General features: G+C 42.2%; 23 protein-coding genes. 15 read left to right on the top strand and 8 right to left on the bottom strand.

The features are described from left to right. The first annotated feature begins 42 nt into the window (after positions 1-42). Entirely contained in the window at positions 43-1,281 is a 1,239-nt protein-coding gene (gene odhB / locus R0123_RS07560) for a 2-oxoglutarate dehydrogenase complex dihydrolipoyllysine-residue succinyltransferase (protein ID WP_323842268.1), read from the top strand. 128 nt (positions 1,282-1,409) lie between these two features. Then, positions 1,410-2,855 (top strand): dihydrolipoyl dehydrogenase, encoded by a 1,446-nt coding sequence (lpdA, locus tag R0123_RS07555; protein WP_323843629.1) that lies wholly within the window; start codon positions 1,410-1,412, stop codon positions 2,853-2,855. Between the two features lie 266 nt (positions 2,856-3,121). On the opposite strand, the gene R0123_RS07550 is transcribed toward lpdA, so the two are convergent. Beyond that, positions 3,122-4,495 (bottom strand): YadA-like family protein, encoded by a 1,374-nt coding sequence (locus R0123_RS07550; RefSeq protein WP_323843628.1) that lies wholly within the window; start codon positions 4,493-4,495, stop codon positions 3,122-3,124. A 612-nt stretch (positions 4,496-5,107) separates the two neighbouring features. On the opposite strand from R0123_RS07550, the gene R0123_RS07545 reads away from it, so the two are divergent. The 12 genes from R0123_RS07545 (at position 5,108) to R0123_RS07490 (ending at position 20,009) form a co-directional block, all read left to right on the top strand. Then, positions 5,108-5,974 carry a UTP--glucose-1-phosphate uridylyltransferase gene (locus tag R0123_RS07545; RefSeq protein ID WP_323843627.1) on the top strand — a complete coding sequence of 289 codons (867 nt, stop codon included), beginning with the start codon at positions 5,108-5,110 and terminating at the stop codon, positions 5,972-5,974. Next, entirely contained in the window at positions 5,974-7,407 is a 1,434-nt protein-coding gene (locus R0123_RS07540; RefSeq protein ID WP_323842271.1) for an ATP-binding protein, read from the top strand. The genes R0123_RS07545 and R0123_RS07540 overlap by 1 nt, the downstream gene beginning before the upstream one ends. 65 nt (positions 7,408-7,472) lie before the next feature. Further along, the gene (pgi, locus tag R0123_RS07535; RefSeq protein ID WP_323843626.1) at positions 7,473-9,098 is read left to right on the top strand and encodes a glucose-6-phosphate isomerase; all 1,626 of its coding nucleotides are present in this window, start codon (positions 7,473-7,475) and stop codon (positions 9,096-9,098) included. Between the two features lie 43 nt (positions 9,099-9,141). Then, the gene (locus R0123_RS07530; RefSeq protein WP_323843625.1) at positions 9,142-10,404 is read left to right on the top strand and encodes a UDP-glucose 6-dehydrogenase; all 1,263 of its coding nucleotides are present in this window, start codon (positions 9,142-9,144) and stop codon (positions 10,402-10,404) included. A 15-nt stretch (positions 10,405-10,419) separates the two neighbouring features. After that, positions 10,420-11,451, top strand: a complete 1,032-nt coding sequence (galE, locus tag R0123_RS07525; protein ID WP_323843624.1) for a UDP-glucose 4-epimerase GalE — start codon at positions 10,420-10,422, stop codon at positions 11,449-11,451. A gap of 16 nt (positions 11,452-11,467) precedes the next feature. After that, positions 11,468-12,082 (top strand): RdgB/HAM1 family non-canonical purine NTP pyrophosphatase, encoded by a 615-nt coding sequence (gene rdgB, locus R0123_RS07520; protein ID WP_323842275.1) that lies wholly within the window; start codon positions 11,468-11,470, stop codon positions 12,080-12,082. A gap of 145 nt (positions 12,083-12,227) precedes the next feature. After that, on the top strand, positions 12,228-13,562 hold the full coding sequence (gene tig / locus R0123_RS07515) for a trigger factor (protein WP_323843623.1): 1,335 nt from the start codon (positions 12,228-12,230) through the stop codon (positions 13,560-13,562). Between the two features lie 160 nt (positions 13,563-13,722). After that, positions 13,723-14,340: an ATP-dependent Clp endopeptidase proteolytic subunit ClpP gene (clpP, locus tag R0123_RS07510; RefSeq protein ID WP_323842307.1), complete on the top strand. Its 618-nt coding sequence runs from the start codon at positions 13,723-13,725 to the stop codon at positions 14,338-14,340. A 9-nt stretch (positions 14,341-14,349) separates the two neighbouring features. Continuing rightward, positions 14,350-15,591 carry an ATP-dependent protease ATP-binding subunit ClpX gene (clpX, locus tag R0123_RS07505; RefSeq protein ID WP_323843622.1) on the top strand — a complete coding sequence of 414 codons (1,242 nt, stop codon included), beginning with the start codon at positions 14,350-14,352 and terminating at the stop codon, positions 15,589-15,591. A 308-nt stretch (positions 15,592-15,899) separates the two neighbouring features. Beyond that, the gene (gene fadB, locus R0123_RS07500) at positions 15,900-18,047 is read left to right on the top strand and encodes a fatty acid oxidation complex subunit alpha FadB (protein ID WP_323843621.1); all 2,148 of its coding nucleotides are present in this window, start codon (positions 15,900-15,902) and stop codon (positions 18,045-18,047) included. Positions 18,048-18,099: 52 nt separating this feature from the next. Continuing rightward, on the top strand, positions 18,100-19,272 hold the full coding sequence (fadA, locus tag R0123_RS07495) for an acetyl-CoA C-acyltransferase FadA (protein ID WP_323842279.1): 1,173 nt from the start codon (positions 18,100-18,102) through the stop codon (positions 19,270-19,272). Between the two features lie 227 nt (positions 19,273-19,499). Then, positions 19,500-20,009, top strand: coding sequence for a hypothetical protein (locus R0123_RS07490; protein ID WP_323843620.1), 510 nt, complete (start codon positions 19,500-19,502; stop codon positions 20,007-20,009). A gap of 175 nt (positions 20,010-20,184) precedes the next feature. Here the strand turns inward: R0123_RS07490 and ykgO are convergent, their stop codons facing one another. From ykgO to hisIE, 7 genes are all read right to left on the bottom strand, one after another. After that, the gene (gene ykgO / locus R0123_RS07485; protein WP_323842281.1) at positions 20,185-20,325 is read right to left on the bottom strand and encodes a type B 50S ribosomal protein L36; all 141 of its coding nucleotides are present in this window, start codon (positions 20,323-20,325) and stop codon (positions 20,185-20,187) included. 113 nt (positions 20,326-20,438) lie between these two features. Beyond that, on the bottom strand, positions 20,439-21,416 hold the full coding sequence (locus R0123_RS07480) for a tRNA dihydrouridine synthase (protein ID WP_323843619.1): 978 nt from the start codon (positions 21,414-21,416) through the stop codon (positions 20,439-20,441). Between the two features lie 20 nt (positions 21,417-21,436). Beyond that, entirely contained in the window at positions 21,437-22,924 is a 1,488-nt protein-coding gene (locus R0123_RS07475) for a UvrD-helicase domain-containing protein (protein WP_323843618.1), read from the bottom strand. Between the two features lie 62 nt (positions 22,925-22,986). Further along, positions 22,987-23,742 (bottom strand): twin-arginine translocase subunit TatC, encoded by a 756-nt coding sequence (gene tatC / locus R0123_RS07470; RefSeq protein ID WP_323843617.1) that lies wholly within the window; start codon positions 23,740-23,742, stop codon positions 22,987-22,989. Beyond that, positions 23,739-24,371, bottom strand: coding sequence for a Sec-independent protein translocase protein TatB (tatB, locus tag R0123_RS07465; RefSeq protein ID WP_323843616.1), 633 nt, complete (start codon positions 24,369-24,371; stop codon positions 23,739-23,741). The genes tatC and tatB overlap by 4 nt, the downstream gene beginning before the upstream one ends. Before the next feature lie 24 nt (positions 24,372-24,395). Then, on the bottom strand, positions 24,396-24,617 hold the full coding sequence (gene tatA / locus R0123_RS07460) for a Sec-independent protein translocase subunit TatA (protein ID WP_323842286.1): 222 nt from the start codon (positions 24,615-24,617) through the stop codon (positions 24,396-24,398). Between the two features lie 98 nt (positions 24,618-24,715). Then, a complete protein-coding gene (gene hisIE, locus R0123_RS07455; protein ID WP_323843615.1) occupies positions 24,716-25,534 on the bottom strand; it encodes a bifunctional phosphoribosyl-AMP cyclohydrolase/phosphoribosyl-ATP diphosphatase HisIE in 819 nt (272 codons plus the stop codon). Positions 25,535-25,790: 256 nt separating this feature from the next. Here hisIE and rpmI point away from each other — a divergent pair, with 256 nt between their 5' ends. Then, positions 25,791-25,985: a 50S ribosomal protein L35 gene (gene rpmI / locus R0123_RS07450; RefSeq protein WP_323842308.1), complete on the top strand. Its 195-nt coding sequence runs from the start codon at positions 25,791-25,793 to the stop codon at positions 25,983-25,985. The last annotated feature ends 17 nt before the right edge of the window (positions 25,986-26,002 follow it).

Raw genomic sequence — 26,002 nt, 5'->3', positions numbered from 1 at the left:
TTTGTATTTTTTTAATTAAATTTATAAACCTAGGAGTTTATCATGGCTGAAATTAAAGCCCCTGTATTCCCAGAATCAGTACAAGATGGCACGATTGTAGAGTGGCATGTTGCCGAGGGCGAGCAAGTATCTCGTGACCAGCTGCTTGCTGAAATTGAGACAGATAAAGTTGTGCTAGAAGTTGTTGCCCCTGATGATGGCGTAGTAACCAGCATTGCCAAAGGCGTGGACGATACTGTACTGTCTGCTGAGGTGATTGCTCAATTTGAAGCAGGTGCAACCTCTGCTGTGGCCAAAGATGCTGATGCACCATCATCAGAGGCTCTGTCTGAGTCAGAAGCTGCTAAGGGTACAACGATTGACCCTGCCTCTGTTGCTGCTCCTGTACAGCCAAAAGGTGCAAATGCTGAACAAAGCTTTAAAGACCAAAGCCCAGCTGTGCGTAAAGCTGCCAAAGAGACAGGTGTTGATCCTGCTGATGTACAAGGCTCGGGTCGTGGTGGGCGAGTTACCAAGTCTGACATGATCAACCCAACGCTTAAAACCGCCTCTGGTAGTGTGATTGCCACCGCTGTGGGTGAGCGTGCCGAGACTCGTGTGCCAATGACTCGCCTGCGTAAGCGTATCGCTGAGCGTCTGCTGTCTGCTACCCAAGAAACAGCGATGCTGACCACTTTTAACGAAGTCAATATGAAGCCTTTGATGGACTTGCGTGCCAAGTATAAAGATCAGTTTGAAAAACGCCATGGCGTAAAACTTGGTTTCATGTCGCTGTTTGTTAAGGCTGCTACCGAAGCATTGAAGCGTTTCCCTGCGGTGAATGCCTCTATTGATGGCGATGATATTGTGTATCATGGCTATTATGATGTGGGTGTGGCGGTATCGTCTGATCGTGGTTTGGTGGTGCCTGTGCTTCGTGATACAGATGGCATGGGCTTGGCCGACATTGAAGGCGGTATTCGTGATTATGCGGTCAAGGCCAGAGAAGGCAAGCTGTCTATTGAAGAGATGACTGGTGGTACATTCACCATCACCAACGGTGGTGTGTTTGGCTCATTGCTATCAACCCCAATCATCAATCCACCACAAACTGCCATCTTGGGTATGCACGCCATCAACGAACGCCCTATGGCGGTTAATGGTCAGGTGGTTATCTTGCCGATGATGTATTTGGCATTGTCTTATGATCATCGCCTGATTGATGGTAAAGATGCGGTGCAGTTCTTGGTGGCAATTAAAGAGCTGATCGAAGACCCAGCGCGTCTGATTTTAGACATTTAAACTTTAAATGATTGACCCATCTTGATAGGGTGGGTACTTTTGTTGGGCAAATCATTTGGCAAGTTGTTTGGCATTGTGTTGAACAATTTGTTAAAAAATAGTATCAGATAACACAATAAGAGAAAAATATGAAAACTTCATACGACTTAGTAGTAATCGGCGGTGGGCCAGGTGGCTATGAGGCCGCCATTCGTGCTGCCCAGCTGGGTTTTAGCACCGCTTGTATTGAAAAACGCATTCACAAAGGCGAGCCTGCTCTTGGTGGTACTTGCCTAAATGTCGGCTGTATCCCGTCAAAAGCCCTGCTAGACAGCTCACACCGCTATGAAGCGACCAAGCACGAGCTTGAAGAGCACGGCATCAGCACAGGCGATGTTAATATTGACATCAGTAAAATGCTAAACCGCAAAGACACGATTGTCAAAGGTCTGACCGCTGGTGTGGCAGGCTTGTTAAAAGGCAATGGCGTAGATTGGCTACAAGGCGTGGGTACGCTGGTCGATGGCAAATCGGCTGAAAAACAAGTCAAATTTACCGCTCATGATGGGGCTGAGACCACCATCACCGCCAAATATGTCATCTTGGCGGCAGGCTCTGTGCCGATTGATATCCCTGTGGCTAAGACAGATGGTGAATACATCGTGGACAGCACAGGGGCGTTGGAGTTTAGCGAGGCACCAAAACGCCTAGGCGTCATCGGTGCAGGCGTGATTGGCCTAGAGCTTGGCTCGGTATGGCGTCGCCTTGGTGCTGAAGTGGTGGTGTATGAGGCAATGCCAGAATTTTTGGCTGTGGCTGACAAAGACATCTCAAAAGAAGCTGCCAAATTGCTCAAAAAACAAGGTCTAGACATTCGCACCGATACCAAAGTTACCAAGGCTGAGGTGGTAAACGGTGAAGTTGTGGTAACCACTGATGTCAAAGGCGAAAGTAAAACCGAAACTTTTGATAAGCTGATTGTCTGCGTGGGTCGCCGTGCATACAGCGAAGGCTTGTTGGCAGAGGGCTGTGGCATTGAGCTGACCGAGCGTGGCCTTGTGGCGGTTGATGACCAATGCAAAACAAACCTTGATGGCGTGTATGCCATTGGCGACCTAGTGCGTGGGCCGATGCTTGCACACAAGGCGATGGAAGAGGGCATGATGGCGGTAGAACGCATTCATGGTGAAAAGGCACAGGTCAACTATGACACCATCATCAGTGTGATTTATACCCACCCTGAGATTGCATGGGTGGGATTGACCGAAGAAGCCGCCAAAGCCAAAGGCCATGAGGTAAAAACTGGCTCGTTCAGCTTGGCTGCCAATGGTCGTGCTTTGGCACAGGGCGAGGGTCAAGGTCTGATTAAAGTCGTTGCTGATGCCAAAACTGACCGCCTACTGGGCCTACACATGGTGGGTGTGGGTGCAGGCGATATCGTGCATCAAGGCATGATTGCCTTAGAATTTGTGTCCAGTGTCGAAGATTTGCAGTTGATGACTTTTGCCCACCCAACGGTGTCAGAGGCTGTGCATGAGGCAGTATTATCAGCAGATGGCCGTGCAATCCACGCCATTCAGCGTAAAAAGCGTTAATGGACGAATCCAACATCATTAACGATATTAACGGATAAAAAAACACCCATCACACTGTTGATGGGTGTTTTTTTTGATTGTGATTAGGCTTTGCTTGGGTTTTGCCTAGACTGATAAGCATTTTTTATGTTTGTGTTATGGTGGTTTGGGTTGGTTGATTTAACTTTATGATACCAAAACCATGATGAGCCTAGCTTAGATACAAATCAAAAAAAACCGCTTAATGATAAGCGGTTTTTAAGGTTTTAGATAAAGTCTATGCTTGATTATTTCCAGCGATAGCCTGCACCTGCACCAAAGGTACTAGCACCAGATGAAGTCAAAGAACCACCAAGTTTATAAGTAACCTTGCCAGACTCAGTTGCACCAGTCAAGCCAACTGCTACGGCACTTTGACCATTATAAAAACCTGTGCCACCAGTGATGTACTGACTGCCTGCAGCTGGTGCTGGCATCATACCAAGAGCAACGGCACTGGCGATGCCTGCACTTAGACCTTTATCCATCTTACCAACTTTGGTATCAAGATTTTTGTAGTTGTTGCTTACCGTGTCAACACTGGTGTTTAGTGTGTTGTATTGGTCTGCAATGGTGGTGATTCGCTCATTAGCAGCTTTCAAGTCAGCAGCATTTGCTTTGGCTTGAATGCTGGTTGTGTTAGCAGCAATCTTGCCTTCGTTAGCAGCAATCTTGCCTGTATTGGCTTGAATGCTGGTTGTGTTAGCAGCAATCTTGCCTTCGTTAGCAGCAATCTTGCCTGTATTGGCTTGAATGCTGGTTGTGTTAGCAGCAATCTTGCCTGTATTGGCTGCGATATCTGCTGTATTATTGCCGATATTGCCAGCATTGATTGCAATGGCATTTGTGTTGTTGTTTACTTCTCCATGCACATGGTTAAAGCTGTCTTGGTCAACTTTACTGGCAATGGCGGCTTTGTTGGCATCGATTTCAGCTTTAAGCTCAGCTTTGTTATCAGCAATAGTTTTGTTGGTGTTATTATTCAAACTATAGACAGTTGCGGTGTCTGCTTTGTCTTGTATTGCTTTTTCGTTAGCAGCAATCTTGCCTTCGTTTTGAGTGATGGCCGCTTCGTTTTTATCAACAGCATCATTAACAGCACTGATGTACTTAACTGTTTCTTCGATGTCTTTGCGATTTTGAGTGATATTCGCTTCGTTTTTATCAAGGCGACCGTCGTGAGCGTTGAATTCTGGCACAAAATTCTCAACAAGATACTTTTCTAAAGTACCAACACGCGTTCCAATTTGGTTAATGGCTTTTTCGTTGTCCGCCTTACTTTTTTTCAAAAACTTAGCTTCAGCAGCCAAATTGTCTTGCACGATTTTGATTCTATCGTTGGATTCTTTGTTAGCTTCAGTTATCGTTTCAAAGAGTTTTGTAGTAATTTGTCCTAAAGGAGCTGTTAAACTAATTTCTTTACGAGCATCATTAGGGTCTTTAATTTTAAAATCAACCGTATGATTAGTTGCATTTGTTGGTTGAGCCTGAGCTTGAGTGGCGAAGCTACTGACGATAGCTAATGCTAGCGTAGTGGCGACCACACGGCCTGCTTTAGAGGTGGTGATTTCAGAGCAGGCCACAGATTGAACCAATGAGCTTTGTTTAAAGATTTTATTCATGAATGGACTCCTAGTACCATGAAAAGTATGCGACCGAACTCTTTGATAGCTGATTTTATCAAAAGTCAAGCACGCGTTTTAGCAAGTTTAAAATAATTTAATTTAAAAAACCAATCAAAGCAGTTTAAAAAATAAAATTCTGGCCTGCTATGTTACCAAGTAAGCGAGGTTATGTCAATTGCTGTAAGCAATATTTGCTTAACATTTTGACTTGTTTTAGGCGGTTGTTGGCCTTTGGTGGTATGTTTGTTTTTTAGTTTTGGTTTTTTTTGAGCTTTGGTGTTGATTTGGTGATGCAAATCAGGCGGTATTTGATGTGGTTTGGTTGGGTTTTTGGCGTTTTTTTGATTTTGTGGGCAGTGGCGATTTTTTTTGTCAATTTATGTATGTTTTTTAGTAATTATTGATACTATTTTATTATTTTTTTGTAAAAATTGTGTTTTTGGATCTGGGTATGGCGATTGTGCTATAATGGGCGGTGTGTATTTTAGCAATTTTTTGTATTTTGGTTTTGTATTTTTTAATCATTTTAATTTTTTTAATTCTAATGTTGTCGTGCATTTTGTTCGGCAAAGATGAAAACAGATGGACTGTAAGATGAATGATGTAGCGATGACAACAATCACCCATGCCATTATTCCTTGTGCAGGCTTTGGCACACGAATGCTCCCACTTTCAAAAGCTATCCCAAAAGAGCTATTACCGCTTGGCAATCGCCCGAGCATTCATTATGTGATTGATGAAGCGATAAAAGCAGGCATTAAAAATATCGTGCTGGTCAATCACGCCCAAAAAAATGCGATAGAAAATTATTTTGATATCAATAGCGAATTAGATACTCAATTAAGAAACAAAGGCAAAAATACGCTTGCCGATAGTTTAAACTTTTTGCCAAGTGATGTGGTCATTACCAGCGTGCGTCAAGGCAAGCCTTTGGGCTTAGGACACGCTGTCTTGCAAGGGCGTGCGGTGGTGGGCGACAACCCCTTTGCGGTGCTACTGCCTGATGTGGTGCTTGACCCTTTTGATACCGATTATACAAGCCAAAACTTGGCGTTTATGCTAAAAGAGTTTGAAAAAACAGGTCGCTCGCAAATTCTTGTCAATCCTGTGGCGACAGCCGATATTGACAAATATGGCATTGCTAAATTGGCAAATGCTCAAACCATTAAAAAATCCGATAAAAATCAATCACTTGCTGTAACTGGTTTTGTAGAAAAACCAAAAGCTGATGTCGCTCCGTCAAATTTGGCGGTAGTGGGTCGCTATGTGTTTGACAATGCCATTTTTGATTATCTTGCCAAAACCGCCCCAAGCGTTGGTGGCGAAATTCAGCTTACCGATGCGATAGATGCCTTGATTGGTACAAAGGGCGTGGATGTAACGACAATGGTGGGGGAGAGCTTTGACGCTGGCGATATGACAAGCTATATGCAGGCGTTTATGTATTTTGCTCAAAGGCAGCTAAAGGAGATATGATGCGGGCAACTACCCTTGAAGCGATTATCGCTCAAACTGAAGGTCAGTATTTTGAGCGTAAAAATGCCAAAATAGCCCCAAAAGACATTATAAAGCATTTGATTGGTTTTGCCAATGCAGGTGGTGGTACATTTGTGATTGGTATTGAGGATAATGGGGAAATTACAGGTTTTAAAAAGCCTAAAGCACACAGTTTGAGCGAATATCTGCACGCCATACAAACACTACAAAAAATGCCAATTATTCATAGTAATGAAGTGATTACTGTCCAAAATAGCAGTGGTCAGTCTGATGAGTTACTTGTTTTTTGTGTTGAGCCATCGTTAAATCGTGTGATAGAAGCTGATGATGGCAGTGCTTATCTACGCTCAAATGACCAAACTTTATTATTAAAATATGAGCAACGCAGACAGCTGGAGTACGACAAAGGGCAACGCAATTTTGAAGATGAGATTGTACCTGATGCGGATTTTAATGATTTGGATACTAATTTGTTAGAAGAGTATAAAAAATATCTAAATAGCACTTCTACATTAGAAGAGATTTTATATGCTAGAAATCTCATCAACAAGTCTGGGCAAATTACCAATGCAGGGATTTTGTTATTTGGTAAAAATCCGACTCGTTATTTTCCAAATGCTCGTATTAAAGTATTAAGATATGATGGCACAACCCAAAAAACAGGTAGTGAAATCAACATCGTTAAAGAATTCCAGCTAGAAGGAGCGATTCCAAAGCTTATTATGCAAGCAAGACAAGTTGTTGCATCGCAACTTCGGGAGTTTCAGACATTAGACAAAGATGGCAATTTTGTTAAAATGGATGAATATCCTGAGTTTGCTTGGTTTGAAGGTATTGTCAATGCTTTGACACATCGTAATTATGCTTTTTTGGGCGACTATATCCGAATCTCTATTTATGACAATCGGTTGGAAATCTTTAGTCCAGGTAAATTACCAAATATTGTAACCTTGGAAAATATGCGTCATACCCGCTATTCTAGAAATCCTAGAATTGCTAGGATTTTATCTGAATTTGGTTGGGTAAAAGAATTAAATGAAGGTGTTAAGCGTATTTTTAATGAAATGGAGCAACACTTTTTACACTTGCCAACTTATCAAGAGCCAAATGGTAATTCTGTTTTGCTTAGTTTGGAAAATAATATTTTGCAACGAACGCTAAGAGCTAGTGAGCGATTAGAAAAAATCATCAATGAGAAAATGGTTGAGAGTTTATCGGAGTTTGAGAAAAAGGCTTTGCAGTATGCCTATCAAAATGAGAAAGTAGCGGTTAAAGATTTGGCGGTTTATTTGGAAAAAAGTGATACATTTGCCAGAAAACTATTAAAATCTTTGCTAAAAAAAGGACTTGTTACTTGGGTTGGTAACAGTAAAAATGACCCAACTCAACATTACAAGTTAAGTTCGGAGTAGTTCGGAGTAGTTCGGAGTAGTTCGGAGTAGTTCGGAGTAGTTCGGAGTAGTTATTAAGGTAAAAAATGCAAACCACCACTTGGCACACCCTACACACCCTTGCTCAAAATCCGCTTGATTTAAATACTTTATTTAAGTCTGACCCCACTCGTGGCGAAAAATTTACCGCTAACGCTTGTGATATTTATATGGATTTTAGCAAACAGCTTGTTACTCAAGAGATTTTAAGTCATCTTATTGATTTGGCAGGTGAGTTTGAGTTAAAAAATAAAATCAATGACTTACTGACAGGCAAAAAAGTCAATGACACCGAAAATCGCCCTGCACTGCATACCGCCTTGCGATTACCAAAAAGCGAAAGCCTTATCGTGGACGGCGTTGATGTGAATGAACAAGTTCATCAAAGCCTACAAAAATGTCAGACGATTGCCCGTCGTATTCGCCAAAAAATCTGGCGTGGTTATTCAGGCAAGGCAATTTGTGATGTGGTCAATATTGGTGTGGGTGGCTCGGATTTGGGGCCTTTGATGGCAACCACAGCCCTTGATGAATGGGCGGATACCGACATCAATGTGCATTTTGTGTCCAATATGGACGGCACGCAGTTACATAGCTTGCTGGGTGTGTTAAATCCGCAGACCACTTTGTTTATTATTTCATCAAAATCTTTTGGCACCGCTGACACCCTTGCCAATGCCAAAACCGCCTTGCATTGGCTGTTGTCCGCCCACAACAATAAACGCACCGTGCTACACCGTCATTTTATTGGCATTTCTACTTGCACCGACAAAATGAGTGAGTGGGGCATTCACCCTGACAATCAGCTACTGCTTTGGGATTGGGTGGGCGGACGGTTTAGTATGTGGTCAGCCATCGGGCTTGCTATTGCTATTAAAATTGGTATGGATAATTTTTATGAGCTTTTGGCAGGGGCAAATCAAATGGATAGGCATTTTGCAAGTGCCGATTTTAAAAACAATTTGCCTGTGCTTTTGGGGCTGATTGGCGTATGGAATGCCACTTTTTTAAACATCAACGCCCATTCGGTGTTGCCTTATGATGGACGGCTTAAATTTTTCCCCAATTATTTAACCCAGCTTGAAATGGAATCCAATGGCAAATCGGTCGCCAAAAATGGTAATATTGTTGCTTATAAGACCTGTCCGATTTTGTGGGGCGATATTGGTTCAAACGCCCAACACGCCTTTTATCAGCTGTTACATCAAGGCACGCAGGCGGTTTCGTGCGATTTTATCACGCCGATTAATCGTTATGACGGTACGCAAATTCACGACAAATATTTGGAAAATCAGCATAAATTATCGCTTGCCAACTGCCTTGCTCAGTCGCAAGTATTGGCATTTGGCAATCACGCCTTGCCTTTTGATATGGCTTCAAAAGACGACAAATTTTTGCAATTTAAACAATACCGTGGCAATCAGCCGTCCACAACTTTGCTTTTGACCGCTTTAACCCCAAAAACGCTAGGTTCACTCATTGCTTTATACGAACACAAAGTTTTTGTGATGAGTGTGCTTTGGCAAATCAACCCTTTTGACCAATGGGGCGTAGAAGTGGGCAAAGTAATGGCAAATAGCGTCTTTGATGTGTTAAATAGCACAAGTGAGCCAATGGATAAATTTGACAGCTCAACCAATGCGTTGTTAAAAGTAATCAAGGATAAGGCGTAGATGAGTGTGGGTTAAACCGCATCGTAAGCATTTAGGAAAAATAATGAAACAAATCAATCTTTTGGGTGTTAATTTTGAAAGTATAAATACTGCTATATTTTTGGCAGGTTTGGATTTACAAGTTTATTTAATTGGTCAAACTGACAAAATCAATGCCTTATTAAAAAATTATCAATTTGACCGTCAGCTGGCTTTATTGTGGCAGTTTTATACCGCTGACAATAAAATTATTATTAGCGATACATTACAAAGCACCGATAACTTTTGGTTATTTTTTGATAATGAGACTGATGATAAATTCAATGAGTTGGGCGATACATTTTTAACAAAACAATTGTTCAACCCAAATAGCCAAGTGATATTAAGTGGGGCAAAACCGATTGGGTTTTTTGATGAATTTGCCAAGAACTTACCAACAAATTGGGTGTATTATTTGCCATTTAATTTTTTAAAAGAAGGCAATAATTTTAATGCGTTTTTTAATATTGAACTTTTATTGATTGGCGAAAAAATTAAGGACAGTTTTGATAAATCCAGCATTTTAAAGATATTATTAAAAAACAGCCAAAAGCACAATATCGCCACCATTAAAACCATTGAATTTGTTCGTGCTAGTATTGCAGGTATGCTTGCCACACGCTTGTCTTTTATTAATGAAATGGCACGCCTTGCTGACAGCCATAAGATTAATATCAAACAAGTACAAACCATAATGGGGCAAGACAGTCGCATTGGCAAAGAGTATTTGTCGGCAGGGTGGGGCTTTGGGGGTAAATCATTGCCAGATGAGTTGGCGTTTTTGATGCAAAGTTTTGAACAAAATCAAGTGGATACCGCACTTTTAAAGGCGGTGGTTGATGTCAATACCGACCAAAAAGAGCTGATTTTTAGAAAGTTTTGGCAGTATTTTAATGGCGATATTGACCATAAAATGGTGGTCATTTGGGGGGCAGGCTATCGCACTGGGGCTGGGCGTACCACAGGCAGTGCGGTGCATATTTTACTTAATTTGTGTTGGCATTATGGTATAAAAACACTTGTTTACACAATAAATACCGCTTATGAATTAACCCAAAAATATCAAAATCAGCCGTTATTTCAATTAATTGACAATCCTTATGCCCTTGATAATGCCTACGCCTTATTTATTATTAATTGGTCGGACAGTCAAATTGATATATCCGCTTTAAATGAATTTGCCTTGCCAATATTTGACGGTAAAAATGTATTCAGTGATACGCAAATTTGTCAATACAAAGGTTATTATGCAGGCATTGGTTGTTTTGATTTAAAAACCAAATCATAAAAAGGTAAAAACAAGATGAAAAATATTTTAGTAACAGGTGGTGCAGGTTATATCGGTTCGCATACTTTGATTGAGCTTGTTAAGGCAGGCTTTAATCCTGTGGTTTATGACAATTTATCCAATTCTAGTGTGATTGCTATTGACAGAGTGGAAAACATTGTTAATCAAAAAATTGATTTTATAAAAGGCGATGTGCTAGATAAAGATTTGTTAAAACAAACTTTTAAAACGCATAACTTTTTTGCGGTTATTCATTTTGCAGGCTTAAAAGCGGTGGGCGAGAGTGTCAAAGAGCCTTTAAAATATTATCAAAATAATGTCGCTGGTACTTTAAATCTTTTGGAGGTGATGAGTGAATTTGGCGTTCAAAACCTTGTTTTTTCATCGTCAGCAACGGTTTATGGTAGTCCCAAATCTTTACCGATTTTTGAGCATTTTCCCCGTTCTTGTACCAATCCGTATGGACAAAGTAAATTAATGGTAGAATACATTTTAGAAGATTTGTGCAAATCAAAAGCGTTTAATGCGATAAGTTTGCGTTATTTTAATCCAATCGGGGCGTATCAAACAGGCACGATTGGCGAAGACCCAAAGGATATTCCCAATAATTTAATGCCTTATATCAGCCAAGTGGCGGTCGGTAAATTACAAAAGCTGTCGGTATTTGGCGATGATTATGATACCATTGACGGTACAGGTGTGCGAGATTATATCCATATTATTGATTTGGCAAAGGGGCATTTAAAAGCCTTAGAATATTTGGTAAAAGGTGATAAGGATAATCATATTATTGGATTTGAGCCAATCAACTTGGGTACTGGCAGTGGTACAAGTGTTTTACAACTTGTCAATGCCTTTGAAAAAGCAACAGGTCAAAATGTGCCTTATGTGATTGTAAGCAGACGAGCAGGCGATATTGCCAGCTGTTATGCGTCTTGTGATAAGGCAAAATCGCTATTAAATTGGCAAGCACAGTTTGATATTACCCGTGCGTGCTTGGATACTTGGCGGTGGCAAAAGAATAATCCTATGGGCTATCAATCATAAAAAGACGGAGAATCACATGCAAAAAATCATCTTGGCCAGTAACAATCAAGGCAAATTGACCGAGTTTCAATCTTTGTTTGATGACGCTGACTTGGGTATTCAAATCATCTCGCAAGGCGAATTGGGTATTGATGATGCGGTTGAAGATGGCTTAAGTTTTGTTGAGAATGCGATTATCAAGGCACGCCATGCAAGTGCCAAGAGCGGATTGCCTGCCATGGCAGATGACAGCGGGCTTTGTGTGCCTGTGCTTGGCAATTTACCGGGGATTTATTCGGCACGCTATGCCAGTTTAGACGGTATGGGCGAAAAAGGCGATGATTTGGCGAACAACAAGCGATTGCTTGCAGAATTAACGCCATATTTTGATAAAGGCGAGACGGTAGAGGGGATTTTTGTGTGTCTGTTGGCTTTTGTACGCCACAAAGATGACCCATTGCCAGTGATTGCACAAGGCTTGTGGCGTGGACAAATTTTGTCTGCACCGAAAGGCGATTATGGTTTTGGATATGACCCACTTTTTTGGTTGCCCCATCTTGGTAAATCGTCTGCCGAGCTTAGCAAAGACGAGAAAAACGCCATCAGCCACCGTGGGCAGGCAATGAAAACTTTGATTGAGCAACTGCTTTAAGGTTGTATTTTGCCAAAAAAACGGCTATACTAACCACCTTTTAGGATTTTTGTAGGTGCTTTTTGGCACTACCCAGATTTCATTTTAACCATTTATTGAGTATATTAGCAATCATAAATGGTTCATAGGTTTTAAGGTAAAAAATATGAGTAATTTAGACATCGCAGTCAATGTACTGTCAGACAAAGAAACCCAACTGACCGTCAAAGTACCAGTAGGTACAATTCAAGGTAAAGTTGAAAACCGTATTCGTAGCTTGGCCAAGACTGCCAAAATAGATGGTTTTCGTAAAGGCAAGGTGCCAGTAAGCCACATTCGTGCACAATACGGTGCAGGCATTCAGCAAGAAGTCATTAATGATGTGATTCGTGATACAGTATTTGAAGCGATGAACGAAAAGAAAATCCGTGCCATCGGCGTGCCAAATATTGATGATGTCAAACTTGAAAATGACTTTTTGGTGTATCAGGCGACTGTTGAGACTTTCCCAGAGGTAGAGGTAAAGGGTCTGTCTGATATTGAGGTTGAGCGTCAGACTGCCAGCGTCTCTGATGAAGATGTTGATGTCATGATTGAAAATCTACAAAAACAACGCCAAACCTTAGAAGTTAAAGATGGTGCATTAGAAGACGGTGATGAGGCGACTTTTGACTTTGAAGGCTCTATTGATGGCGAAAAATTTGAAGGTGGCACTGCTGAAGATTATCGCTTAATCATTGGTTCAGGTCGTATGATTCCTGGTTTTGAAGACGGCATGAAAGGCATGAAAGCTGGCGAAGAAAAAACCATCAAAGTAACTTTCCCAGCAGATTATCAAGCTGAAAACCTACAAGGTAAAGAGGCTGACTTTAAAATCAATGTCAAAGAAGTAAAAACACCAAAATTACCAGAGCTCAATGAAGAGTTTTTTGAACTGTTTGGTGTTAAAGAGGGTGGTCTTGATAAGCTTAAAGCTGATGTTCGTAAGAATATGGAGCGAGAAATTAAGAACGCTGGTCGCAACCAAGTAAAACAGGCGGCGTTTGATGCACTGCTTGAAAAGAACGAATTTGATGTGCCAAAGACAATGCTAGAACAAGAGATCAATCGTCAGCGTGAGCAAATGCTACAGCGATTTGCTCAGCAATTTGGCGCCAATCCAAAAACTTTTGGTGCAGATATGCTACCAAATGAATTGTTTGAAGACCAAGCATTGCGTGCAGTGCGTTTGGGTGTGTTGGTTAGCCAAATCATCACTAAAGAAAAAATTGAGGTGGATCAAGAGCGTGTTACTGCATTCATCGCCGAAGCAGCAGAAAACTATGAAGACCCACAAGAAGTCATTGATTTTTATACCAATGATAAAGAACAGCGTGCTGGCATTGAATCTGTGGTACTAGAAGACCAAGTGGTGGATTATCTATTATCACAAGGTAAAGTGGTTGATAAAGAAGTAAAATACCAAGACCTTTTGGCGGCAGCACAACAAGCCCAGTCATAAGTTGATCGGCTTGTAATAAAGATGCAAAAATACCCTAAACAGTGTTTGGGGTATTTTTTAATTAATGTTAAAATAAGTGCAATTTTCACTGTTTAATGTTTATTTTTTTAGGAAAAAACCAATGAATGATATGAAGCATAACCCTTTTTATGACCAGTTGATGGATACTTATCATGCACCACAAGCCGCCCTTGTGCCAATGGTGATTGAGCAGTCTGGGCGTGGCGAACGCTCGTTTGATATTTTTTCACGCCTATTGCGTGAGCGTGTCATCTTTTTGACAGGTCAGGTTGAAGACAATATGGCAAATTTGATTGTTGCCCAGCTGTTGTTCTTAGAGGCAGACAATCCAGAAAAAGATGTGCATTTGTACATCAATTCCCCAGGGGGCGTGGTAACTGCAGGCATGGCAATTTATGATACGATGAATTTTATCAAGCCTGATGTGTCTACCATCTGCATGGGGCAGGCGTGTAGTATGGGATCGTTTTTGTTGTCGGCAGGACAAAAAGGCAAACGCTATGCTCTAGCCAATTCACGCATCATGATTCATCAGCCTTTGGGCGGTTTTCGTGGGCAAGCGTCTGATATCGAGATTCATGCACGAGAGATTATTCAGCTAAAAGCTAAGCTGAATCAGCTACTTGCCGAGCATACAGGACAACCAGTTGAGCGACTTGAAAAAGACACCGACCGTGATAATTTTATGAGTGCTGATGCTGCCAAAGAATACGGTTTGGTTGATGTGGTGCTTGACAAACGCCCAGTGAATCTATAAGGAGTACTCATGAGCAATATGAACACCTGCTCTTTCTGCGGCAAAAAAAAGGCAGAGGTTGAAAAACTGATTGCAGGCGATGATGCCAGTATCTGCAATGAATGTATTGCCACTTGTGGGGATATGCTTGCTGGTGTTAATGACACCTTAGTCGAACAAGATGATGAAAAGGTGAGTAAGTGGCCAGATAACAAATTGCTCACACCAAAAGAGTTGCGTAAGCATTTGGACGGATATGTTATTGGTCAAGATGGTGCCAAAAAAGCATTGTCGGTGGCGGTATATAACCACTATAAGCGTCTTAAATGTGACTCAAAAGACGCCTTGAGTGCTGAGCAAGTTGAGCTTGCCAAGAGTAATGTTCTGCTCATCGGACCGACAGGTTCTGGTAAGACCTTGCTGGCACAGACTTTGGCACGCCTGCTTGATGTACCATTTGCAATGGCGGACGCTACTGCCTTGACCGAGGCAGGTTATGTGGGTGAAGATGTGGAAAACATCGTCCAAAAACTGCTTCAAGCTGCAGATTATGATGTTGAGCGTACGCAAAGAGGCATCATCTTTATTGATGAAATTGACAAAATTACGCGTAAGTCTGAAAATCCGTCCATCACCCGTGATGTCTCTGGTGAGGGCGTGCAGCAGGCACTTTTAAAAATCATTGAGGGTACGGTAGCAAATATTCCGCCACAAGGTGGGCGAAAGCACCCACGCCAAGAGATGATTGCTGTGGATACAAGTAATATTCTGATCATTGTTGGTGGGGCATTTGCAGGGCTTGAGCGTATCATTCAACAGCGTACTGAGACGACGAGCATGGGGTTTAATGCGATGGTAAAAGCTCAGTCAGAGGCTAAAATCAGTGAGCTGTTCCGTGAAGTTGAGCCAGAAGATTTGGTAAAATTTGGTTTGATTCCTGAGTTTATTGGTCGATTGCCTGTGATTGCTACGCTTGATGAATTAGACGAAGATGCATTGGTGCAGATTTTGACCGAGCCTAAAAATGCTTTGGTTAAGCAATATCAATATCTGTTTGCAATGGAGGATACAGAGCTTGAATTTGAAAAAGACGCTCTGACTGCCATCGCCAAACAAGCGATGAAACGCAAAACAGGGGCAAGGGGCTTGCGTTCTATCATTGAAAACGCACTCTTAGAGACAATGTATGAACTGCCTGATATGGCTGCCAAAAAGATTGTCGTAACCAAAGGCGTGATTGAAGATGGCGAAAAGATAACAGTAATTAAGTAAGCCAAACTTAATATCAAACAATACAAGTCTAAAAAGTCCTATTTGGGCTTTTTAGACTTTTTTTGTTTGGGGTATTGATGAAGCCAGCTTGTTTTTTTGCCATGTGGTATCTCCATGTTACTTAGTGCTTAGATGAATGATTGCCATAATGTTTGGGTCAAATCACTCTATAAACAACAGATTATTGGTTAATTTTTATTTTCTAAATGACCAATCGGTCAGTCTTGGCTTGCCATACCCTAAGTTTTTCATAGTAAACTAAGACGATTGTGAGCAAGTATCTTTTAGAATAAACAAGGAGTTTTTTTATGATTTATCAATCAAACAGCATCACGGTTTCACGCCTTGATGACGGCATTGTCAAATTTCATTTTGACAACCAAACCGAAAGTGTGAATAAATTTGACAAAACCACCAATGCCGAGTTTGAAAAGGCGATTTCGGCGGTTGAACAAGCAAGCGATGTCAAAGGTCTAGTCGTAACATCGGGCAAAAATGTATTTATCGCAGGGGCGGATATTACTGAGTTTGTCGGCTATTTTAACCAAGATGAAAGTGAAATTGAACGCTGGATTGTTGAAATTAATCAAGTATTTAACCGTTTTGAAGATTTGCCATTTCCAAAAGTGTGTGCCATTAATGGGGCTGCGTTGGGCGGTGGCTGTGAGATGACCTTGGTCTGTGATTATCGTGTGATTAGCGATAACGCCACCATTGGCTTACCTGAAGTGAAGTTGGGTATTTTCCCTGGATTTGGGGGTTCGGTGCGTGTGCCACGCTTAATCGGTATTGATAACGCCCTAGAAATCATCGCCACCGCCAACCCTTTAAAGCCAATGGACGCTTTAAAGCTAGGCTTGGTTGATGCGGTGGTAACGGCTGACAACCTAGAAAAATCAGCGATTGATTTGGTGAAAAAATGTATCAATGGTGAACTTGACTGGCAGGCTCGCCATGCAGAAAAAATCAACCCTGTTAAACTGTCAGAACTTGAACAAAAAATGGCGTTTAATTCCGCCAAAGGAGTGCTGTTTAGCAAAGCCAATCCAGCACAATACCCAGCCCCAAAAATCGCCCTAGACACCATTGAACAACACGTCAATCTACCACGAGATGAGGCGTTAAAAGTTGAAGCCAAAGGCTTTGCAAAATCTGCCAAGACCCCACAGGCAACTGCATTGGTTGGTTTATTCTTAAACGACCAAGTGGTAAAAAAACTTGCCAAAACCCATAGCAAAAACGCCCACGATATCCAAAAATCTGCCGTACTGGGTGCAGGTATCATGGGCGGTGGTATCGCTTACCAATCAGCCGTTAAGGGCTTGCCGATTATCATGAAAGACATCAAGTCCGAACAGCTAGAATTGGGCATGAACGAGGCAAGCAAACTTTTATCAAAACAAGTTGAGCGTGGTAAACTGACCCCTGCCAAAATGGGCGAAACGCTAAGCCGTATCCAACCCACCTTGAACTATGGCGACTTTAAAGATGTGGATATCGTCATTGAGGCGGTGGTTGAAAATCCAAAAGTCAAACACAGTGTGTTACAAGAAGTTGAAGAATTGGTGAAAGATGATGCAATTATTGCATCAAATACTTCAACGATTTCAATCACTTATCTATCAAGTGTGCTAAAACGCCCAGAAAACTTTGTGGGTATGCACTTTTTTAACCCAGTCCATCGTATGCCACTTGTTGAAGTGATTCGTGGTGAAAAATCCAGCGAAAAAGCGATTGCTACCACCGTTGCCCTTGCCCAAAAAATGGGTAAAGTGCCTGTTGTGGTAAACGACTGCCCCGGCTTTTTGGTAAACCGTGTGCTATTCCCTTATTTTGGGGCATTTGACTTATTGTTAAAAGACGGTGCGGACTTTGTGCAAATTGACAAAACCATGGAAAAATTCGGCTGGCCAATGGGGCCTGCCTACCTAATTGATGTGGTCGGACTAGACACAGGCGTACATGGGGCAGAAGTCATGGCACAAGGATTCCCAGACCGTATGAAACCTGACTACAAAGGCAGTATCCAAGCCTTGTTTGAAGCCAATCGCTTGGGTCAAAAAAATGGCGTGGGCTTTTATAAATATGAAACGGATAAAAAAGGTAAACCTACCAAAAATACCGACCCTGCAACATTAGAGGTGTTAAAGTCAGTTGTCAGCGAGCCAAAAGGGTTTGATGACCAAGAAATCATTGACCGTATGATGTTGGCTTTATGCAACGAAACCGTACGATGCCTAGAAGACAATATCGTGGCAACCCCTAGTGAGGCGGATATGGCGATGATTATGGGGATTGGTTTCCCTGCGTTCCGTGGTGGGCCTTGCCGATATATTGACCAAATCGGTGTGGCAAATTATGTGGCATTGTGCGACAAATACGCTCATCTTGGCAAAGCGTACGAAGCCCCAAAAATGCTAAGAGAAATGGCAGAAAATGGTAAGTCGTTTTATTGATGATGTAGATGATGTATTTAAAATGATTTTAAAATAAATTTAAGGAAAAACTATGACAACGCTTAACCCAACCGATGTCGTCATTGTGGACGGCGTACGCTCAGCAATGGGCAAATCTAAAAATGGTATGTTTCGCAATGTGCGTGCCGATAACCTTTCTGCCGAAGTGGTGCGACAGCTATTAAAACGCAACGAGTTTGATTTAAACCTTGTAGAAGACGTGATTTGGGGGGCGGTAAACCAAACGCTTGAACAAGGCTGGAATATTGCTCGCCACATTGGACTACTAGCTGGCATTCCCAAAAGTGCAGGCGGACAAACGGTTAATCGTCTGTGTGGCTCGTCCATGCAAGCCTTGCACACGGCGGCGGCTCAAATCATGACAAATCAAGGTGATGTGTTTATCATCGGTGGTGTGGAACATATGGGACATGTCAGCATGATGCACGGCGTGGACTTAAACCCAAAAGCAAGCAAACACTATGCCAAAGCGTCCAATATGATGGGTTTAACCGCTGAAATGCTTGGGCGTTTAAATGGCATTACTCGTGAAGAGCAAGATGAATTTGGCGTAAATTCACACAAAAAAGCATGGGACGCTACCGTAAATGGTCGCTTTGATAATGAGATTGTCGGCGTTGAAGGACATGACCAAGACGGTAATTTGCAACTTTGTACGGTTGATGAAGTTATCCGTGCTGATGCCAATTTGGACGCATTTAAAGCCTTAAAGCCTGTGTTTGACCCTAAAGGCGGTACCGTTACCGCAGGTACATCGTCCGCTTTGTCAGACGGTGCGTGTGCCATGTTATTGATGTCTGCCCAAAAAGCCCAAGATTTGGGTTTAAAGCCCCGTGCCAAAATCCGCTCTATGGCAATCGCAGGCTGTGATGCTGCCATTATGGGCTATGGACCTGTGCCAGCTACCCAAAAAGCGTTAAAGCGTGCAGGGTTAAGCATCAATGATATTCAGACCATTGAGCTAAACGAAGCCTTTGCCGCACAAGGCTTATCGGTATTAAAGGGCTTAGGGCTTTATGACAAGCAAGATATCGTAAATCATAATGGCGGTGCGATTGCACTGGGACACCCACTTGGCTGTTCTGGGGCGAGAATTACCACAACCTTACTTAATGTTATGGAACAACAAGATACCCAAATTGGGCTTGCTACTATGTGTATCGGCTTGGGTCAAGGGATTGCCACCGTGATTGAGCGTGTGTAATTTTATACTTAATAAAACTCAACAAGAAAGCCATCTGTGATAAAATGGCTTTCTTGTTTTTAAAATGTCAGTATGAAAGCCATTGCTACTGATACTGACTTTAATTATTTTTTGTCATTCATTAAGTCATTTTATCAGATTGTCAGCAATCAAGGCTTTGATGTTGCTACAAAATCTACATGATGTCCAAGCAGTCCGACAACGAGCGTTTTAATTGAGGAGAAGTTATGAAATTTAGTCATGCAATGTTGATTGCTACTATGGCGACGGCCGCTTTGTCAGCTCATGCCATGCTACCTACGCCAAGCGATGCACAAGCACAGCAAACCGATGCCCATGCTGTCCCAAATATTGATACTAAGATGAACGCATTTTTGGTCAATACCGATGCATCTGGTCATGAGACGCTGCGACCTTTGACGACTGCTGACACTGTTGTTCGTGGTGATGTGGTAGAATATCAAGGGCTTTATACCAATCATGATACCAATCGTGTACGCAGCATGACGGTAACCGTAGATATTCCAGAGGGTGTAGAGTTGATAGGTGCTATTTCACCAAGCATTGGTAAAGCAAGCATTGATGGTGATCATTTTGTGAATATGCCTATTCGTACCAAGGTGAATGCAGAAATTCAGGAGTTGCCATTAAGTTATTATAAGGCATTGCGTTGGACGGTGGAGGACTTAGGTGTTGGGGGAACGGCATCTGTTAAATATCGTGTCCGTGTCAAATAGAGTATCGTGCTAAGACTCTTAATTAAAAAAGCCAAGCTGATACCAGTTTGGCTTTTTTGTATTTGATCTAAAATCACTTTAAATGTCATGAAAGGAGGTTTGGTTTTGATAAGAGCTTATCACGCCTTGTATTGTCAATGTAAGGTATCTATTCAATATTCAACAAAACAAGCAATCATCGCTTCTTTTTACCACCTTGTACGGCTTTAAAGCGTGGATTTGATTTGCAGATGACAAAAGTGCGACCACGACGACGGACAATTTGGCAGTCCTCATGACGGTTTTTGGCAGATTTTAAAGAGGATAGGACTTGCATGGTGTTGCTCCATTAAATAAATGTTATAACATAATAAAACTGGATTATACGCCCATTTTTTCAGATGCGCAAGTGCAAATTATTCCTAATAAAGATTTTTGTCTCATCAATGCCTAAGCAGATGGGTGCATAGGTTGCATTAACGCATGAATGATGTCGTCTTTGGTTTTGAGTTTTTTGACGATTTGCCAAAGACTTTCAGCTTCCGTATAACCCTTTGTCAGCATTCCAAGCCACTGCTTGTACCGCCCAACAAGTCCGCCTTGATTGTCGGTGTCGTCATGTAAAAAGGCGAGTTGATAAGGTACAAGCCCTTGCCAATCAAGCGTTGCTCCGTTGTGAATATTGGCAATCAAATCAGGACGAGTAACCGCACCACGCCCCAGCATTAAATGCGGTGTGGCGGATTGCTCGGCACAGCATTTGGCGTGGTCAGCGTTCCAAATCTCGCCATTGGCAATGATTGGCAGTCCAAGCTCAGTAAAGGGAGCGATTTTATCCCAATAGGCGGGCGGTTTGTAGCCATCTACTTTGGTGCGGGCGTGGACGGTTAGCCAGCTTGCATTTGCCGATTTGACTGCTTGTCCGATTTCGTACATCTTGGAGGTGTCGGTATAACCCAAACGGATTTTTGCCGATACTGGAATCTCGCTTGGCACGGCATTTCTGACCGAACTTATAATGGCGTACAAAATCTCTGGTTCTTCCAAAAGCACCGAACCACCTTTGTGGTTATTAACTGTCTTAGCAGGGCAACCAAAGTTTAAATCAATTGCACTTGCCCCAAGGTTTACCGCCGTCATCGCACTTTGGCTCATGGTCTCAAGATTGTTGCCAAGCAGTTGTACATGAATGGGAGTACCGCTTTTTGTTTTGCCGTCCGTCAATAGCTCTGGCACAGACTTTAAAAAAGTGTGGGCGGGCAAAGGATAATGGGTAACACGAATAAACTCGCTGACCGCCCAGTCATAAGGTCGCCCCAAATCATAGGCGATTTGGGTCAAGATTTGTCGCATCAATGGGTCAGTCAAGCCCTCCATTGGGGCGAGCAGGCGGACAGGGCGATTAAATAGGTGATGAAAATCGGTCATGTGGTTGCTGTATGAATGGATTATTTATAAATCAACTTCTTGTCATCAAGTGCTAGGTTGGCAATCAAATCGCTGATGTGATGAATATCAAGTACTTCTTTGCTACGAGTACACGCCACATAGAGCAGGCGTAGCTCTTCAGGGCTAATTTTGATGCTGTGGCGACTTATATCATACAAAAAATCATCGCCAATTTGTACCCGATTCCACTCCAGACCCTTTGCTTTGTGGGCGGTGGAGACAACATAGTCGGCATGGCTTTGGGTGGTTAGGCTTTTGATGGCATTTGAAATGGTTTGAGAGCCGTGTTCCTCAATGAGCTTGACCCATGTTTTTAGGTCAGAGCCTTCACCAGTTTCGCTAAATTCTTGCACCTCGCCCCAATGTTTAAAATACGCAAGCTCTGGCACACCATAGGCGGACTTGCCAGTTTTTAAGCTCTCGGCAGCATGACAAAAACGCAAAATGCGGTCGCTGTCGGCCTGTAAAGATACCTTGTGTCCAGCTTTAAGCCCTGACAGCAACTGGCTCATGGCGGTGGCATTTGTACGACAAAGAATGGCATCTTTTTTGCCATTGGCAAGCAGTTTTGCAATATGACTTGGTGTGGTAGGATTGCCCTTTAAGGGAGTTGTTTCTTGCAAAGCAGTCAAAAATACATTGGCAACTTTGGCAATATTCTCACCAAAACGAAAAGACTGTGTGAGCAGGGTTTGTGGATAAGGCAGTCGCTTCATGGCATTTAATGCCCCACGCCATTCATAAATCTGTTGATGAGCATCACCAACATAGATGGTTTGTTTGTCTTGACGGATTAATGCACCCATCATCAAGGGGTCTGCATCTTGGGCTTCATCAAATAAGATGAAGTCGGCAGGAATGATGGGGTCTGAAAGCGTCCAAAGTTTTAGATAAATGTCATGCCCAATGCCCGACTGGTGGCGAGGATCGATGGACTGAAGCCATCGTTGTTCCAAAGCTGGGTAAAGCATGGCTTGTAGCTGTTCACTGTCTTTTTCGTCCAGCCACGAAGGTGGTGTGATGTGGCGTGGTGCAGGATAGCTACTTGATGTCTTACAAAAATTAGCCAAACTTTCTGAGATGATGTTGGCAAGTTTGGCAGGCGTGAGCAAAATGGGCTTTTTAATGCCATCAATATTCCGTTCAACTTGAATGGCAGACAAATTCAACTCATTGGCAAGCTTGGAGGGTGTTAGGCGTGGCAAGCTAATTTTAGCGGTAATATCACGATTGACATGACGAAAAGCAAGCGAATGAAAAGTTTGGCATCGCACATTTGATGGAAATTTGCCCTGTGCTTCATTGGCGATCGCTTTATTAAATGCCAAGTATAACCCACGCCCACGCATATTTTGGCTAATAAGTTTTAGGGTGGTGGTCTTGCCTGCTCCTGCATAGGCGACAATTTTAAACGATTGCCCTGTCACTGCCATTTGTAGGGCAGCATTCTGCTCGTCGGTGGGTGAGTGCATGGCGGTCTGGTTCATGGGCAAAGATAAGCAATAAAAAACAAATGATTATAACACAGTAGCACAGTTAGATGGCTGGTTTATGAGTCTTTGGCAGAGACTGATGGTTTTTTGACAAGCATTTTTGCCATCATCAGCCCAAATTCAAATAAAAGACACATGGGGATGGCAAGCATGAGCATACTTGCTCCATCGGGCGGTGTAACGATGGCGGCGATAAAAAAACAGCCAACAATGATATAACGGCGTTTGTCCGCCAATGCCTGTGGGCTGACAATCTGCATCAGCACAAGTAACAGTATCGCCACGGGAATTTCAAACATCACGCCAAAGACTGCAAACAGCTTGATGACAAAGTCCAAATAGCTTTGAATGTCGGTCATTGGCAGGACATTATCAGGGGCAAACATGACAAAAAACTTCAATGTAGGCACCAGTACGATGAAATAAGCAAACGCTACGCCTGCATAAAATAGTACAATGGCAGATAATAATAATGGTACAGCCATTTTTTTTTCATGCTTGTATAAAGCAGGCGAGATAAACCCCCAAATTTGAGCAATAATAAAAGGCATGACCAAAAATAATGCAACAAAAAAGGTCAGCTTGATGGGTGCAAGAAATCCTGATGCAACATCAGTGGCAATGAGGCTGGCTTCATTTGGTAGCAGAGCAACTAAGGGGGTGGAGATGAAATCATACAGCTTGCGACTAAATCCTACCAGTGCTAAAAATACCAAAACCACTGCCATAAGCATACGAATGAGCCGTGTGCGTAATTCGGTAAAATGTGCCATTAAAGGCATATCGGCATCGTTATGAGCTTGGTTGGTCATGGTGTCTTAGATGTTTGGGCGTAAGTATCGCGGGTATAAAGTAGAGGATCAGCTTGGTGATTTGGCAAAAATGGGGCAGTCGGCAGTCGGCGTTTTTTGTCATAATTGCCCAATAAAAACCAACGATTGACCATGGGAATGTTAAAAGCTGTTTCAAGTGTAGCGGTTGATTCACTTAGGCCCTCTGTGCTTTTGGTTGGATTGTTGCCTCTGTCATCGCCTTTGCTGTTGTCATCAATTGCACCATCATTTGAACTGGTGCGATCTGCTGTATTGTCAGTTAAATCATCATTTTTTAAATGATTGTCTTGCCAAGCATCCATGATGTGTTGTTTATTGGCATGAGCGGTGCGTTTGGTTTTATCAAGCGTGCGTTGAAGCTCTGCCATTTGAGCTTGGATTTTGGCTTCAGATTCTTTGATTTTAGTAAGCTCATTTTTTAGCTCTTCTTGAACTTCCAAAAGTTGTAACTCGCTGACAAACTCACTTTGTAGGCGTGCCGACATACGACGAATTTTAGCATACCATTTGCCCAAGGTGCGTGCCGCAATGGGTAATTTTTCAGGGCCTAACACGATGAGTGCGATGATGCCAAACAGCATGAATTCAAAAAAACCAAGATTTAGCAAGACAGTGCCTTATTAACTAATGAATTAAAGTTCGGTTTTGTTGGTTTTGATTTCTTTGATTTGAGCAACAAGGGTTTGATTGTCGCTTTCGGCCAGTTGTGGTTTATCTTCTTCTTTGACTGCTTCTTTAAAGCCCTTGACTGCAGAGCCTAAGTCTTTGCCAGCATTTTTTAGCTTAGAAGTGCCAAAAATGACCACCACCACCACCAATAAAATCAGCCAATGCGTGATAGAAAAACTGCCCATGATTTATCCTTATTGATTGTTAGATGAGTTAGATAAAAAATCATTAAAATGTTTTAAAGATAGTCTATCACAAAACTTTAATAAAGTGATGACAAAGATCATAAAAAGCACGATGCCCAGCTTTTTATTGTGCGTGCATTTTTCTCATCAATGCCAGAAAGTCCAAAGCGTCTGCCAAGCTCATCTAGCACATCTTGGCTTGATAAACCCAGATGCGACAATGCTACAAGGCTATGAAACCATACATCTGCCACCTCATAAACCATGTCCGCTTTTTGTTTATTGTCGTTTTTGTTAAGACTTTTGGCAAGTTGCAACTCTTTGGCAGCAATGATGGCCTCAATTGTCTCTTCACCTACTTTTTCTAATATTTTGTTGAGTCCTTTGTGGTGAAGACTTGCGACATATGAGCTGTCTTTGTCGGCGGTTTTGCGTTCATTTAGAATTTTATCCAGCTGGCCAAGCACATTGGTAGGCACATTGGTAGCATTGTGGCTTTGTATCAAGCTGTCATGGTTATGATGGGTCTTGCCATAAATTTCATCAGGGTTTTTAATGACCCCTTCAACGACCTCCCAAGTCAGACTTGCCATATTTAGTCGTTGATAAAAACAGCTTGTCCTTCCTGTATGACAGGCAATGTTACCAATTTGCGTGATGATGAGTGTGATGGTATCGGCATCGCAGTCAGTGCGGATTTCGTGGACGATTTGCGTGTGCCCACTTGATTCGCCTTTGTGCCATAGCTTGCCACGAGAACGACTAAAATACACGCCTGTGCCAGTCTGGGCTGTCAGTTCTAACGCCTCACGGTTTTGCCATGCCATCATGAGTATTTGCCCTGTTTGGCGGTCTTGGGCGATGGCGGGAATTAATCCATCATCGTTGAATTTTAGGGCGTCTAGCCAATTTGACATGAAATAAACCTTAGCTTTTTTTAATTTTTAATCATCTAAAAATTATCTAAATTAAATAAACACTATTAATCTTATTGCATTAATTGTCTTTGTATTGTAACGCCAAATAAGCATCAAGTAAAGACATCTGTATGCTTGCAAGGTGGATTTGTTTTTGTTATAATGAACGCCCCACCTTCAGTCCATCTTTGTTCATAACAAAGAAAGTGGCAAAAAGGTTTGTCAAGTCGCAAGGCTTATGATTAACAAAGAGGTTATTATGAAACTTAAAACCAAGCGTGGTGCTGCAAAGCGTTTCAAAAAAACAGCAAATGGCTTTAAGCGTAAACAAGCTTATAAACGCCACATTTTGACCAAAAAATCTCCTAAGCGTATCCGCCAGTTGCGTGGTTGCGTCATGGTTCATGTAGCTGATGTTCCATCAATCCGCCGTATGTGTCCATATCTATAAATCTTTCATAGATATTT

The sequence above is a fragment of the Moraxella sp. Pampa genome, assembly GCF_035181385.1.
GTDB lineage: Bacteria > Pseudomonadota > Gammaproteobacteria > Pseudomonadales > Moraxellaceae > Moraxella.
This window is presented reverse-complemented; position numbering and strand designations above follow the sequence as displayed.

Coding starts and splice junctions, on each gene's coding strand:
- R0123_RS07480 (WP_323843619.1), bottom strand. CDS start 21,416: ATGACCGATTTTCATCACCTATTTAATCGCCCTGTCCGCCTGCTCGCC.
- R0123_RS07550 (WP_323843628.1), bottom strand. CDS start 4,495: ATGAATAAAATCTTTAAACAAAGCTCATTGGTTCAATCTGTGGCCTGC.
- fadA (WP_323842279.1), top strand. CDS start 18,100: ATGACAACGCTTAACCCAACCGATGTCGTCATTGTGGACGGCGTACGC.
- R0123_RS07540 (WP_323842271.1), top strand. CDS start 5,974: ATGCGGGCAACTACCCTTGAAGCGATTATCGCTCAAACTGAAGGTCAG.
- R0123_RS07530 (WP_323843625.1), top strand. CDS start 9,142: ATGAAACAAATCAATCTTTTGGGTGTTAATTTTGAAAGTATAAATACT.
- clpX (WP_323843622.1), top strand. CDS start 14,350: ATGAGCAATATGAACACCTGCTCTTTCTGCGGCAAAAAAAAGGCAGAG.
- tig (WP_323843623.1), top strand. CDS start 12,228: ATGAGTAATTTAGACATCGCAGTCAATGTACTGTCAGACAAAGAAACC.
- ykgO (WP_323842281.1), bottom strand. CDS start 20,325: ATGCAAGTCCTATCCTCTTTAAAATCTGCCAAAAACCGTCATGAGGAC.
- pgi (WP_323843626.1), top strand. CDS start 7,473: ATGCAAACCACCACTTGGCACACCCTACACACCCTTGCTCAAAATCCG.
- odhB (WP_323842268.1), top strand. CDS start 43: ATGGCTGAAATTAAAGCCCCTGTATTCCCAGAATCAGTACAAGATGGC.
- tatA (WP_323842286.1), bottom strand. CDS start 24,617: ATGGGCAGTTTTTCTATCACGCATTGGCTGATTTTATTGGTGGTGGTG.
- rdgB (WP_323842275.1), top strand. CDS start 11,468: ATGCAAAAAATCATCTTGGCCAGTAACAATCAAGGCAAATTGACCGAG.
- galE (WP_323843624.1), top strand. CDS start 10,420: ATGAAAAATATTTTAGTAACAGGTGGTGCAGGTTATATCGGTTCGCAT.
- lpdA (WP_323843629.1), top strand. CDS start 1,410: ATGAAAACTTCATACGACTTAGTAGTAATCGGCGGTGGGCCAGGTGGC.
- hisIE (WP_323843615.1), bottom strand. CDS start 25,534: ATGTCAAATTGGCTAGACGCCCTAAAATTCAACGATGATGGATTAATT.
- R0123_RS07475 (WP_323843618.1), bottom strand. CDS start 22,924: ATGAACCAGACCGCCATGCACTCACCCACCGACGAGCAGAATGCTGCC.
- R0123_RS07490 (WP_323843620.1), top strand. CDS start 19,500: ATGAAATTTAGTCATGCAATGTTGATTGCTACTATGGCGACGGCCGCT.
- clpP (WP_323842307.1), top strand. CDS start 13,723: ATGGATACTTATCATGCACCACAAGCCGCCCTTGTGCCAATGGTGATT.
- fadB (WP_323843621.1), top strand. CDS start 15,900: ATGATTTATCAATCAAACAGCATCACGGTTTCACGCCTTGATGACGGC.
- R0123_RS07545 (WP_323843627.1), top strand. CDS start 5,108: ATGACAACAATCACCCATGCCATTATTCCTTGTGCAGGCTTTGGCACA.
- tatC (WP_323843617.1), bottom strand. CDS start 23,742: ATGACCAACCAAGCTCATAACGATGCCGATATGCCTTTAATGGCACAT.